Genomic DNA, 14,017 nt, shown 5'->3' with positions numbered 1-14,017 from the left:
GTCGGCGGGTGCTAGGCCCTTAGGCGCCAACAGCCTTCGAAGCCTTGGCGGCAGGAACGCTGCGGCGCAGCATGACGAACAGCAGAACCATGCCGACCGTCAGCGCGATGTGCCCCAGCCCGGCGATACCTGCAATCATGGCGCTGGATTCCTTGCCCAATACGGTCAGCGATCCGTGCACGGTGAGCATGGCCGCGGTCAGGACGACACCGATGTTGTAGGTCCACATGAACCATGCGTAGAGCTTGGCATGGGCGCTGATGTTGAACGCCTTCTCCAGCAACAGGACCATGAGCAGGACCATGAATCCGAGCACCAGCAGGTGGGTGTGGACGACTGACAGCTGGGTCCAGCCGCCTTCCGGGAAGTCGTTCATTTTGGTGAATTCGCGGTAGAACAAGCCGGAGGCCACACCGACGGCCATGTAGATGAACGAAAGATTGACGAGCTTACGCATTGATGGAGCTTTCTGTCGAAGGTGAAGTTTCGGATTCAACGGCATACTGGACGCCTGAACCCTTGCCGAAGACCGGCTTGTTGTTGGAACCGAGGACTGCGAACAGTGCCGGCAGCAGCAGGGTGCGGACCACGACGGTATCCAACAGGACGCCGAGGCCGACGATGAGTCCCAGCTGTCCCAGAACCATCAGCGGCAGGGCGGACAGGGCTGCGAAGACTCCGGCAAGGACCAGGCCGGCGCTGGTGATTACCGAGCCGGTGCTGCGTGCCGCATTGGCCACGGCATCTGTCAGCGAGGACGTGGCGGAGTTCTGGCGGACTCGCTGGGTGAAGAAGATCGTGTAGTCAACACCCAGAGCGACCAGGAACACGAAGGCCAGCAGCGGAACCTGGACGTCCAATGCCGAGACATCGAAGACCATCGACGAGATCAAGGAGCCGAGTCCCACGGCCGCCGCGGCGCTGAGCAGGTTGACCAAACCCAGAGACAGGGCCGTACGCCAGGAACGGGTCAGCCAGCCGAGCATGGCGAAGCAGATGATCATGATCATCGGAGCGATGACATACAGGTCGCGTAGGTGGCCCTGATGCGAGTCGTACTGCGATGCGCTCTGCCCGCCCACCAAGACCGTGGCAGTGCTTGCCTCGTCGGCGGTCGAACGGATCTGGGCGACTAGATCCATGGCCTCGGAGCCGGAAGGATCATCCGAGGAGATCACGGAGAACTGCTGCCAGGAGGAATCCCCGAGTTCGCGGGCTTCGCCGACGCGCAGCACCCCGCCGAGGCCCTTGAGCCGCTCCTGCAGGACAGTGGTGTCGGATCCATCAACCAGCACGGTGATTGGCTGTGCTTCGCCGGCCGGGTAGTGCTCGGAGAGCACGGTCATGGCGCTCGCCGATTCGGTCGGGGTACGGAACTGCTGGGTCTGGTCCAGACCGAGACGGGTTCCGGTCAGCGCGCCGGCCAAGACCAGCAGCAGCACAACCAGGGCTGCGAGGTTGGCCCCCGGTTTGCGCATGACCGCGGTGGCGGCTTTGCCGAAGTACTTGCCGCGGGTGTTCGGCTGGCCCGGCTTGGGAACCAGCGGCCAGAACACCTTGCGTCCGCACAGTGCGAGGACCGGCGGCAGCAGCAGGAAAACGAACAAGGCTGCGATGAGCAAGCCGGCGGCGCAGACGATGCCCAAGCCGCGGGTGTCTTCCATGACGGCAAGAGACAAGGTCAGCAGAGCCAGGACTACGGTGAGGTTGGAAGTGAGGATTGCTTCGAAGCTGGCGGCCCAGGCCTTGGCCAGCGCCTTGCGGTGGTCCTCGTTCTTCTGCAGTTCATCGCGGTAGCGGGAGATCAGCAGCAGCGCGTAGTTGGTGCCCGCGCCGAAGACCAGCACGCTGAGCACGCCGGGATCGAAATGCAGGTCCCAGGCGTTGCCAAAGACGTTGGCGACCATCGAGGCGCTGCGGTCGGCCAGTGCCACCACGGCCAGCGGAATCAGCCAGAGAATGGGGGAGCGGTAGGTGGCGATTAGCAGCACCGCCACAATGCCGACGGTGACTGCCAGCAGGGTGAAGTCGGCGCCGGCGAAAGCCTGGCTGACGTCAGTGGCGAAAGCGGTTGAACCAGTCATCTGCAGCTGGACGCCGGACAACTCGTGCGCGCCCAGCCAGTCGCGGATCTCGGTCAGGGTCTGCTTGTCGGCGTCCAGGTCGACGGTGTCCCAGGAAACTGGAACCATCACGGCCTTGGCGTCCTCGCTGGGAAGAGCTGGACCTGCCTTGACCGCCAGGTCGGAAGCCATCTGCGGGGCGAGCTTGGTGACCTGATCGATTTGGCTGCTGCTCAACGCTTGCCCAGTGGAACCATTGGCGACAAGGATGGCGGAGGTTGTGGTGCTGTCGCTGTTCTGTGCCAGCAGTTCGGCGACCTTGGCGGAATCTGAGCCGGCAACGAGCGAACTGTCTGCGCGCTTGGGGGCATCCACCCCGCTCAAAGCGCCAAAGAGCAACACGACCACGGCGAGCAGGGCCACGGTCCACCAACGGGCTGAACGCCGGGAAGTCAGCGAACTGGCGACGCGGGAAATGACTGGAACTTTCATACTTCCAGTCAACTCGGATTAACAGTTTCTGCCATCGTGGCTTGTGCTGATTCAAAGATCAACCGAACGGTTGAGCCGGCCTCGGGCGAGTCGCCATGGCTTCCGCCTGGTTAGAGCAGGCCGAGGTCCTTGGCTGCATGGATTGCCCCCGTGCGGGAGCTTGCCTGGAGCTTGTCGAAAATATGCACCAAGTGGGTTTTGACTGTCGCTTCCGAGACGAAGAGGGTCTTGGCGATCTGCTTGTTGCTGGCACCGGTCGCCAGCTGCTGCAGCACTTCGGACTCTCGCTGGGTGAGTTCCACCTTGGGACGGCGCATCCCAGCCAGCACCCGCTGCGTCATTTCAGGTGCCAAAACCAGCTGCCCTGCCGCAGCCTGGCGGATCGAGTCGATGATGGTCTGGGACGAGACGTCCTTCAGCAGGTAGCCTGCCGCTCCGGCCTCGATGCACTGGATGATCTCGGCATCCTTGTCGAAGGTGGTCAGAATGAGCACCTGCGGGGGATTAGGCATCGCCCGCAACGCAGCAGTGGTCGCCACGCCGTTCATGCCGTCGCCCAGGCGTAGATCGCACAGCACCACATCCGCCGGATCCTTCTGGGTGATCGCGACCGCTTCCTCGCCGCTGGAGGCCTCCCCGAGCACTGAGATTTCCGGGTAATTGGCCAGCAGCGCCCGCAGTCCGGTGCGGACAATGGGATGGTCATCAACCAGCAGCACTTTGATCACTGTGCATCCTTCCGAGGAGTCATTGGCAGGTGCGCGCACAGGGCGGTGCCTTCACCTGGTGAGCTTTCAATGTCCAGACCGCCACCGAGCTCGCCCAATCGCTGGGTCATTGCGGTCAAACCAAAGCCGCCGGCTGGTGTTGCCCCGTGTCGCGGTGACTCGACATCAAATCCTATGCCGTCATCAACGATATCCATGCGCACCTCGTTGGCAAGCACCCCAAGGTTCAGGCTGACCCGCGTGGCCTGCGCGTGGCGCCTGACGTTGGACAGTGCTGACTGCGCCGTACGCAGCAACGCAATCTGGATGCCCGGATCCAGCGCGGGTATGCCTTCCTCGATGTTCAAGCGAGTCGCGACTTTCGAATCAGTTTCGAATGACGCCAGAACACGTTCCAAGGCTCCGGCGAGCGCCTGGGCGTCCAGTTCCGCCGGGGCCAGTGCAGCGATGATCCGGCGCAAGTCGTTGAGCGACTGGCCTGAGAGCTCATCAATACGCGCCAACGCGTCAAGGGCAGTCTGCGGATCCGCGGCTGCGGTGGCCGCCTTGGCATGGAGCCCGATCGAGGAAAGCTGCTGGGCCACGGTGTCGTGGATCTCCCGCGCCAAGCGGGTGCGCTCGGCAGCGATACCCGCCTCATGCTGCGAGCGGGCCAGTTCTTCCTGGAGGTCCGCCATTTCCTGCTGGGCGCGCATCAGCGAATCAACCAGCTTGCTGCGGATCTCCGCATCGCGTTCAAGCTGCAGGTAGCCGCGGGAGATGCCCCAGGCGAATAATCCGCCAACCAAAGGCCCGACGACGGACGCCAAGGAGGACTGACCGTTGTGCAGGTACGGGGTCATGATGGTGAAGGCGTAAAGCACCAGAGACCACAGGATGGACGGAAGCAAGGGCAGCTGGTGCCCCAGCAGCAGCCAGAGACTGAACGCCAGCCACATGAACTCCGGGGTCGTCCATAGGCTTCCCACCCAGATGGCCAGGAGCACGGCAATCCACCAGGAAGGAAGCTTGGCTTCCCCGCGCATCGCCATGCGGACGAAGCCGGCTACGTACCACCCGGCAAATAGCGTGGCCGCCAAGAGCACCGGCCAGAGGCTGGCTTCCGTGGAAAGGCCGCGCAGCACCACCACCGCGAGAAGGATGGCAGTGACCACGTGCTGGCCCCAGCGCAGGATCGCCGGCGAAGTGATCAGCTGGTGTCCTGATTCCAGATATGGTGCTGAAGACGGGTAAAGACTCATGTCTTGAGACTATCTAACAACCTTGGTTGGCCGTGTCCATCTTCTGAGGAAGGGAAGGTATGTGCGCTCGCCGATTTCACTGGCTCCAATCCGATGTCTTATACCTCGGCAAAGTTGCTGCCCGAATGGGGCAAGGCAAAAGGGGACATAGGAAAAACACCTCCAACTATGCTCAGTACATGTGCATAACCTTCGTCCAGATGTCGGCCAGTGATGCCGACGACCTGCTCACTTTCCTGACCGCCAATCAATTTCCGTTCCATGTCCAGCAGACACCTCGCGAAGAAGACGTGCGGGCAAGAATCGGAAGCAGCTATTACTGGAATGAGGATCGGCAAGGCTACTGGGTAAGACAAGGGGAACAACGCCTTGGCATGGTTGTCTTGGAGGACTTGCAGGACGCCGAATCTCCGCTGTTCGATCTGCGTCTGGCCGAATCGTGTAGAGGGCAAGGCATCGGGGTGAAAGTACTGAGGGCCCTATGTGACTTGGTTTTCGAATCCATGCCGAAGACTCTTCGCTTCGAAGGACAGACGAGGGAAGACAACATCGCCATGCGCAAGACCTTTATTCGCTCTGGATTTCTTAAGGAGGCGCATTACCGAATGGGATGGCCAACGACGGATGGTCGACCCATGGCCTCGATCGCCTACTCGATCCTGCGTGACGACTGGTCCAGCGGAACCGTCACCCGATTCGAATGGGAAGATATCGAGCCGTAGGAATTTTCTGCCATTCGTCATCGGTTCCCGCAATCCGCCGGACTTCTCTAGATGCCTCGTCGGTTCATAGGGTGCCTGTTCCAGCCGCATCGCACAGCACCACAAGCTGCGAGGTGGCTCGGGTCATGGAGACATAGCGTCGCACGGCACCTTCCACTCCTGAGCCGAAGCGCTCGGGCCGGTAGAGCAGGACAAGGTCGAATTCCAGCCCCTTGGCCTGCTCAGGGCGCAACACGGCCACCCTCGGCCGCGGCGCGAACGTGTTGTGGCCAATGACCGCGGCGATACCTTCAGCGTGGTTTTCCAGCCAGACATCGAGAATCGGCTCCAGTTCATCGGGGTGCACATAACGTACCGGTGCGCCATCGGAGCGAATGGACACGGGAACATTCGCCTCAGGCATTTGCTGGCGGATGACACTTGCCGCGGCGTCCATAACCTGGGCGGTGGTGCGGTAATTGATGTTCAGCTGTGCCACATGGACGTCCCGTATGCCTGCCCGGGCCAGGCGCCCTGCCCAGCTCCCGCGGAAACCTACAGTTGCCTGCGCCCGATCGCCGACAATCGTCAGGCTGCCCGAGGGACAGCGCCTGCGCACCATGGCCCACTGGGCATCGGTCAGATCCTGGGCTTCATCGACAATCACGTGGGAGAAAGGCCCTGCCAAGGCATCGCCTGCCGGCTCCTCGACGGCTTGGTGCCGGACCAGACGATCCTGTAAGTCGGTATTCATCAGCTGCGAGGACAGGTCTTCCTTGTCGTCGGCGGAAGCGATCAGGTCGTCAATGACCTGTCGCATCAGCCTGCGCTCCGAGGCGAACTTGGCAGCACGCCGCAAACGGACTTGTTCACCGTGCGGGTCGCCAACCAGCGCCCGTGCCGCATCCAGCAACGGCACATCAGACTCGGTCCACGCGGTCCCGGCCCCTGCTTCCAGCAGCGCGTCGATGTCGTCCAAACTCAGCTGCCGGGCACAATAGCGCAGCAAGTGTGCGTTCGAATACAGGGTCCGCAGGAGATGCTCCGGATCCAAGACAGGCCAGTACTCTTCCAGACAGGCATCCAGCTGGTCGCTGGTAGCAACTGCATGCCTGGCTTCTGAAACGCTGACCTCGTCGCCGGATAGCCTCGCAGCCAACTGGTCGACAAGTATCTCGCGCAACTGGGAGCGCGCGGCGTTATGGTCCAAACCCGATTCAAGCGAATCCACCGCAGCCGCCCAATGGGCAGGGGAGAGCGTGAGATCATCCCACGGGGTTTCAACGACGAGCGGCAGCACGGGAGGCTGCTCGAACACCTGCACGGCTCGTTCCACGGCGTCGACCATGGCGGCGTCGGACTTGATCCTGCCAATTCGCGGGTCGGGATCCACGCCGACAACACCTGCATTCGAAACCATGTTCGAAAGTGTTGAAACCAGGACCTCGTCCTCTCCCAGGTTCGGCAAGACGTCGGCAACGTAGGCCGTGTAGGAATCATGCGGACTCACCACGAGCACCCGTCCGCCCCGGCTTTGCATCCGAGCGTCCGAATACAGCAGATAAGCGGCGCGATGCAGTGCTACTACGGTCTTGCCCGTCCCCGGGCCCCCATCCACCACGAGGGCCCCGGCCGAGGGACGTCGGATGATCGCGTCCTGGTCGCCTTGGATCGTGGCCAGGACATCCTGCATCTTCCCGGTGCGCTGTTCACCCAGCGAAGCAAGGAAAGCCGAATGGTCGTCCAGCGAGGTGCTGTCGCCCAGATGGTCCAGGTCGAATACCTCGTCGTAATAGCCGGTAATCAACTGCTTGCGCCAGCGGTACCTCCGGCGCATGGCCAATCCCAGCGGGTTCGCATGGGTCGCAGCGAAAAACGGTTCGGCAGCCGGTGCCCGCCAATCAACCATCAACTGGTTTCCCTGTTCGTCGCTCAGGCCCAGGCGCCCAATGAAAAGGCGCTCGCCGGAAGACGTCTGCATGAATCCCAGGCAGGCTGGCGGTCCGACGCGGTCCAGCTGCGCCAGCCGCTGGCCCAGCTCGCTGACTTCCACGTCCCGTTCCAGGGATTGCTGCAGCACCCCCGCCCGGTCGGCTCCACGCTCGATGAGCCGGTGCCGGGTTTGGGCTCGAAGGTGCTCCACCCGCTGCCCAATTTCCTGCAGCCGCTCATTGTCCGCGTCGAGCGTCCCGGCAGGCACGTGGCAGGCCTGCGCGTCGGACAGCGCGAAAAACTGGGGTAGCGGTGCGCTGGCGGCTGAAGGGGGAAAGGGCATTCAAGGACTCCTGAAATTTCATCAAACTAGCGGGGCAAACATCGATTATGCGCCCTGCCCGGGGCCTTGCGGCAAGGGGGTGCGAGTGGGCTATTCTGAAAATGCAGGATAGGGGTTGTCCGGTTGTACGCAGCAAGATATGTGATTGATGTAAGGTTGCCCATCCGTGACATTGGCCTCGGTTGATGCGGAGAGTCGGAGAATATCAGTATGAGTAGTTTTCAATTTTCTCTCAATTCGTCATTGAGAACTACGATAGAGTTCGTTTTACCTGCCGTTCAATGTCCAATTATTCGCCGATAAGACATCAACGTGAACTTGGCCTCCCGTAGAAGGAATGTGACCTGTGTCCCTAGAAGATAAAAATGCTCGTGGTGTCGTAGTGCGTAAGTACGAAACGGATGGACGCAGCACTTCAGTATTTGAGTTCACTGGTGAGTTAAGAGAAAAACTCATTGGCAGTTTCATGACGCAGTATTTGGCCACTGGCAATTATTCAGCGGGGGCGAGAGCTGTCTCGCCCCAAGGCGCATCCTCTATGGCAGTTGCTGGAGCGGCAGCCGGTGCAACGGCTCTGTCTGCCGCGTTTTCCTCGACCCTATACGTGGCAACGGCAGACCCTTCTTCGCTGATGCAATTGGGCGCTGGCTTAGGGACTGCGGTAATGGGGCAATCCGGGATTATTGGGCATGCACCGTTCATTGCGATTCCCGGGGCGCTGCCAGTCGTTGGGCCGATCCTTGGAATACAAGCGCTAGCGACGGCTGTGATTATGCAGCAGTTCAAAAGCGTAGATCGAAATCTTCAACTGATTAAAAAGAAATTGGATGATGTAGTAATCCGTGCCGAAATGACTGAGGTGGCCCAATTGTTGGTCGCATCTCGCGTTATTGAAGATATCTACGTTCAGTTTGAAGCTGCGGGCGCATTTTCCCAAGACATGTTGATCCGACTGGCGCTCGCAGAAAAGGATGTTAATTCGATCGCAGAAAAGTTCAGGTGGCTGGTTGAAAAGCACGACGAGGCGACTTTGATGGACTATGACGCATCCGAGTCCAATCGCGACGCGAACAATGCGTTACTAGCAACTTTCTTGGGGATTCGGATCTCATATTTGAGGGTTGGTGTTGATTTGCAGGAGAATCCTAAATCAACTTCCAGATCCGCTCAGGCGCTTCGCGATAAGCTTAGGCAGGAAATCGAATTTTGGGAGAAGATTCTTGACCGCGATAAGAAGTTCAAAGATCAGATGGCATCACTGAAATCCGAGATTGATGATCAAAATGGAGTTCTAAAGGCGTTTAAATCTCGGCAGGGTGACTCACTGGAAAACTTGTTGAAGCGGGCCGATGATGCGCATCGGGCAACGCTTGAGAACGGAAAGTTCATGGCAACGGAATTTAGCAACCTTGTGTCTTCTGCCAAGGACATGCTGCACAGCTTTGAGCGGATGGACCCCAAAGAGTTGGCGGCAACTGCATTGGTGTATTGGAAAGATGACACTGGTGAGCACTCGTTCGCGGTGGATGCTCAAGAGCTGCACCAAATTGCGGCTTCCGAGGATATTTAAATTCTGCGCATATTTATTGATCGGATTGCGAAAGTGTGATTGTGCGCTCATCAGCCTTGTGGATGGCTGCAGGGAATTCCCTGCAGCGCACCCTCCGCGCTAAGATGGGAGGACCATGACTTTGAACCGGCCATCACCGGGGAGTCGTCGGAAGAACAGCGTTTTTCGATCAAGTTCGCCGAACGCCAAGTAGAACCGACCGGGTCCAGCCCGTCACAGCTGAAGAGAAGCGATTTTCCGCCAGTGCCCACAGCGCCCGGCGGGGGATAAGCGGGGTGGTACCGCGGCGCATGCGTCGTCCTCGTAGGCAAGGATTTATCGACCCTACGCTTGAAGGACGGCCAAAGCGATGAGCTTCTACCCGAAGGTCACTACTGACCCAACCGGTTCGACCCCGGCTTCGCCGCGTTTCCCAGAAATTGAGAAGCGCGTGCTCGACTACTGGAAGAACGACAACACTTTCCAGGCCTCCATCGACCAGCGCAAGGGCGAAGAATTCGTCTTCTACGACGGTCCTCCATTCGCCAACGGCCTGCCGCACTACGGCCACTTGCTGACCGGCTACGTCAAGGATCTGGTTGCCCGTTACCAGACCCAGCGCGGCAAGCGCGTTGAGCGCCGCTTCGGCTGGGACACCCATGGCCTGCCGGCGGAGCTGGAAGCCATGAAGCAGCTGGGCATGAACGACAAGCAGCACATCCTGGAGATGGGCATCGACAAGTTCAACGACGCCTGCCGCACCTCGGTGATGAAGTACGCCGACGAATGGCAGGACTACGTCACCCGCCAGGCGCGCTGGGTCGACTTCGAGAACGACTACAAGACGCTGAACGTCGAATACATGGAATCGGTCATCTGGGCCTTCAAGCAGCTGAGCGACAAGGGCCTGACCTATCAGGGCTTCCGCGTGCTCCCGTACTGCTGGAAGGACGAGACCCCGCTGTCCAACCATGAGCTGCGCATGGACGACGACGTCTACAAGGACCGCCAGGACCAGACCGTCACCGTGGGCTTCACCATCCTCGCCGGCGATAACCCGGTCTCGGCCGAGCTGGCCGGCGTGCAGGCCCTGGCCTGGACGACCACCCCGTGGACCCTTCCGACCAACGAAGCCCTGGCCGTGCACCCGGACGTCGAATACGTGGTGGTGCCCGCGGGAGAGAACGGCGTGAAGGCCTCCGAGGCCGCCGGACCGTTCCTGCTGGCCAAGGATCTGCTGGGCTCCTACGCCAAGGACCTGGGCTACAAGGACGCCAAGGCCGCCGCCGCTGCCATCACCGCCAGCTACACCGGCGCCCAGCTGGCCGGCGTGCGCTATGCTCCGCTGTGGGACACCTACACCGACACCGAGAAGTACGGCACCGAAAACGCCTGGCAGATCCTCACCGCCGACTACGTCACCACCGCGGACGGCACCGGCCTGGTCCACCAGGCTCCCGCCTACGGCGAGGAAGACCAGAAGGTCTGCGAGTCCAACGGCATCCCGGTGATCCTCTCCGTGGACGAGGGCGCCAAGTTCCTGCCGGTCTTCACCGGCGGCCCGCTGAACGACATCGCAGGCGTGCAGGTCTTCGAGGCCAACAAGACCATCACCAACGTGCTCAAGGCCGACGGCCGACTGGTCAAGCAGGCCTCCTACGAGCACTCCTACCCGCATTGCTGGCGCTGCCGCACCCCGCTGATCTACCGTGCGATCTCCTCCTGGTATGTCGAGGTCACCAAGATCAAGAACCGCATGCTGGAGCTGAACGAGCAGATCAACTGGATCCCGGGCAACGTCAAGCACGGCCAGTTCGGCAAGTGGCTGGAGAACGCCCGCGACTGGTCGATCTCCCGCAACCGCTTCTGGGGCTCCCCGATCCCGGTCTGGGAATGCGACGGCGTGGAGTGCGAGCACCGCGAGGTCTTCGGCTCGCTGGACGAACTGAAGAACTTCTTCGGACGCCTTCCGGTGAACCACGACGGCGAGCCGGATCTGCACCGCCCGTTCATCGACGAGCTGACCGCCGCCCATGAAGGCTGCGCCGCCGGCGGCACCCTGCGCCGCGTCGAGGACGTGCTGGATGTCTGGTTCGACTCCGGCTCGATGCCCTACGCCCAGGTGCACTACCCGTTCGAGAACCAGGAATGGTTCGACGGCGGGCACAATCCTGCGGACTTCATCGTGGAGTACATCGGCCAGACCCGCGGCTGGTTCTACACCATGCACATCCTGGCCACCGCGCTGTTCGACCGCCCTGCCTACACCAACGTGATCTCCCACGGCATCGTGCTGGGCTCGGACGGGCAGAAGATGTCCAAGTCCCTGCAGAACTACCCGAACGTCACCGAGGTCCTGGACCGCGACGGCTCCGACGCGATGCGCTGGTTCCTGATGGCCAGCCCGATCCTGCGCGGCGGCAACCTGATCGTCACCGAACAGGGCATCCGCGAGGGCGTGCGCCAGGTCCTGCTGCCGCTGTGGAACGTGTGGCACTTCTTCAACCTCTACACCAACGCCGCGAACAACGGTGCCGGCTACGAGGCCAAGTTCTCCACCGCCTCCACCGACCCGTTGGATACGTACATGCTGGCCGCCACCGGCCAGCTGGTGCGCGAGGTCACGCAGGCGCTGGATTCCTACGAGGTCTCCGACGCCACCGAGGCAGTGCGCCGCTACATGGACACGCTGACCAACTGGTACGTGCGCCGTTCGCGCCAGCGCTTCTTCGACGAGGACACCCAGGCCTTCGACACCCTGTACACCGCGCTGGAAACCCTGGTGAAGGTGACCGCCTCGCTGCTGCCGCTGGCCAGCGAGGAGATCTACCGCGGCCTGACCGGTCAGCGCTCGGTGCACCTGACCGACTGGCCGGACGCCAATGACTTCCCGACCGACGCCACGGCCCTGGAAGCCATGGAAACCACCCGCAAGATCTGCTCGGTGGGCTCCTCGCTGCGCAAGGCCAAGAACCTGCGGGTGCGTCTGCCGCTGGCAGAGCTGAAGATCGTGCTCACCGATGCCGCCCGCCTGGCCGGCACCTACGAGTCGATCATCGCCGACGAGCTGAACCTGAAGTCGGTCACCCTGATCGATGCGGCCGGAGTGGACTCCGCCAGCTACGGCATCAGCCAGCAGCTGGTCGTCAACGCCCGCGCCGCCGGCCCGCGCCTGGGCAAGAACGTGCAGCAGGCCATCAAGGGCGCCAAGTCCGGCGACTGGTCGGTCACCGACGGCGTGGTCACCGCCGGCGGCCTGGAACTGGCCGAGGGCGAGTACACGCTGGACACCGTGGTGGACGACGCGGCGGACATCGCCGCAGCGGTCATCGACGGAGGCTTCCTGGTGCTGGACACCGAGGTCACCGCCGAGCTGGCCGCCGAAGGCACCGCCCGCGACATGATCCGCTCCATCCAGTCCGCCCGCAAGGACGCGGACCTGCAGGTCTCGGACCGCATCCGCACCGTGGTCACCGCTAAGGCGGAAACCATCGCGGCGCTGGAAGCCAACCGCGAGCTGGTGGCCGGCGAGACGCTGACCGCGCAGCTGGAGCTGCTGGTCGACGACTCGGTCGAATCCGAGCAGGTCACCGTCGTCGTGATGCAGGACGCGGCCAAGTGAGCGAACTGAGCCGCGTCTACCGCGAACTGCTGGACCGTGCGCCGGAAAACAAGATGGAACCGCGCATGGACCCGATGTTCCGCGCCATGGAGATCCTGGGCGAGCCGCAGAAGGCCTGCCCGGTCATCCACATCACCGGCACCAACGGCAAGACCTCGACCGCCCGCATGATCGAGTCCCTGCTGCGCGCGCACGACCTGCGCACCGGCCGCTACTCCTCGCCGCATCTGGTCTCCGTGACCGAGCGCATCAGCGTGGACGGCGAACCGGTATCGGAGGAAACCTTCGTGCGCGTCTGGGACGAGATCAGCCCGTTCCTGGAGATCGTCGACGCCGAGCTGGACGAGCGCGGGGAAACCCGCCTGACCTACTTCGAGGCAGTCACCATCCTGGCCTTCGCGATCTTCGCGGAGGTGCCGGTGGACGTGGTGGTCCTGGAGGTGGGCCTGGGCGGCATCACCGACGCCACCAACGTGGCCGACGGCAACGTCTCGGTCATCACCCCGATCTCGCTGGACCACACCGACCTGCTGGGCGACACCACCGAGCTGATCGCCCAGGAGAAGGTGGGCATCCTGAAGCCCGGCGGCTACCTCGTCTCCTCGGTGCAGCCGGTGGACGCCGCCGACGTGCTGCTGGCCCGCGCCCGCGAGCTGGAGGTCCCCACGGCCTTCGAGTCCCTGGACTTCAAGCTGCTGGACCGCCAGGTCGCCGTGGGCGGCCAGCTGCTGAGCATCCAGGGCCAGGCCGCGACCTACGACGAGATCTTCCTGCCGCTGTTCGGCGCCCACCAGGCGCAGAACGCCGCGGTGGCGCTGGCCGCCGTGGAAGCGTTCCTGGGCGGGGGAGAGCGCGAGCTGAATGCGGACCTGGTCCGCGAGGGCTTCGCCGAGACCTCCAGCCCCGGACGCCTGGAACTGGTGCGCACCGCGCCGAGCATCCTGGTGGATGCCGGGCACAACCCGGACGGCATCCGCGTCTCGGCCGAGGCGATCCGCGAATCCTTCGGCTTCTCCCGGCTGGTGCTCATGGTGGGCATCCTGCAGGAGAAGGACGCCGAAGCCATGCTCTACACCATGCGCGAGGAGTACGGCGACCTGGTGGAGGACCTGTGCATCACCCAGTCCTCCTCGCCGCGGGCCATCCCGGCCGGGGAACTGGCAAACATGGCGCTGGCCGCCGGCTGGCCTGAAGAAGACATCCACGTCACCGAAGACCTGGAAGACGCCATCGAGTGGTCCGTCGGCCGCGCCGAGGCAGGCAACGACCTGTCCGGCGGCGTGCTGGTGACCGGCTCGATTACACTGGTGGGCGAGATTACGACCCTGCTCAAGGGAGGAGCCTAG

At 62.3% G+C, this 14,017-nt stretch carries 9 protein-coding genes; 4 read left to right on the top strand and 5 right to left on the bottom strand.

Annotation, left to right across the window (positions count from 1 at the left end; translation table 11 throughout):
* Positions 1-19: 19 nt before the first annotated feature.
* From RF641_RS08220 to RF641_RS08205, 4 genes are all read right to left on the bottom strand, one after another.
* A complete protein-coding gene (locus RF641_RS08220; protein WP_120989330.1) occupies positions 20-457 on the bottom strand; it encodes a DUF2871 domain-containing protein in 438 nt (145 codons plus the stop codon).
* The gene (locus tag RF641_RS08215; protein ID WP_424572950.1) at positions 450-2,555 is read right to left on the bottom strand and encodes an MMPL family transporter; all 2,106 of its coding nucleotides are present in this window, start codon (positions 2,553-2,555) and stop codon (positions 450-452) included. Before RF641_RS08215 ends, RF641_RS08220 begins: the two co-directional genes overlap by 8 nt.
* Before the next feature lie 110 nt (positions 2,556-2,665).
* Positions 2,666-3,283, bottom strand: coding sequence for a response regulator (locus tag RF641_RS08210; RefSeq protein ID WP_120989332.1), 618 nt, complete (start codon positions 3,281-3,283; stop codon positions 2,666-2,668).
* Positions 3,280-4,524, bottom strand: a complete 1,245-nt coding sequence (locus RF641_RS08205) for a sensor histidine kinase (protein ID WP_424572949.1) — start codon at positions 4,522-4,524, stop codon at positions 3,280-3,282. Before RF641_RS08205 ends, RF641_RS08210 begins: the two co-directional genes overlap by 4 nt.
* Before the next feature lie 179 nt (positions 4,525-4,703).
* Here RF641_RS08205 and RF641_RS08200 point away from each other — a divergent pair, with 179 nt between their 5' ends.
* Positions 4,704-5,246: a GNAT family N-acetyltransferase gene (locus tag RF641_RS08200; protein ID WP_120989334.1), complete on the top strand. Its 543-nt coding sequence runs from the start codon at positions 4,704-4,706 to the stop codon at positions 5,244-5,246.
* A gap of 64 nt (positions 5,247-5,310) precedes the next feature.
* On the opposite strand, the gene helR is transcribed toward RF641_RS08200, so the two are convergent.
* A complete protein-coding gene (gene helR, locus RF641_RS08195) occupies positions 5,311-7,500 on the bottom strand; it encodes an RNA polymerase recycling motor ATPase HelR (RefSeq protein ID WP_424572948.1) in 2,190 nt (729 codons plus the stop codon).
* 346 nt (positions 7,501-7,846) lie between these two features.
* Between helR and RF641_RS08190 the strand changes: the two genes are divergently transcribed.
* The 3 genes from RF641_RS08190 (at position 7,847) to RF641_RS08180 (ending at position 14,017) form a co-directional block, all read left to right on the top strand.
* The gene (locus RF641_RS08190) at positions 7,847-9,070 is read left to right on the top strand and encodes a hypothetical protein (protein ID WP_146955814.1); all 1,224 of its coding nucleotides are present in this window, start codon (positions 7,847-7,849) and stop codon (positions 9,068-9,070) included.
* A gap of 349 nt (positions 9,071-9,419) precedes the next feature.
* Positions 9,420-12,671, top strand: coding sequence for an isoleucine--tRNA ligase (gene ileS / locus RF641_RS08185; RefSeq protein WP_424572947.1), 3,252 nt, complete (start codon positions 9,420-9,422; stop codon positions 12,669-12,671).
* 53 nt (positions 12,672-12,724) lie between these two features.
* On the top strand, positions 12,725-14,017 hold the full coding sequence (locus tag RF641_RS08180; RefSeq protein ID WP_120989539.1) for a bifunctional folylpolyglutamate synthase/dihydrofolate synthase: 1,293 nt from the start codon (positions 12,725-12,727) through the stop codon (positions 14,015-14,017).

It is taken from the genome of Arthrobacter sp. 'calajunan' (genome assembly GCF_046940185.1).
GTDB lineage: Bacteria > Actinomycetota > Actinomycetes > Actinomycetales > Micrococcaceae > Glutamicibacter > Glutamicibacter soli.
This window is presented reverse-complemented; position numbering and strand designations above follow the sequence as displayed.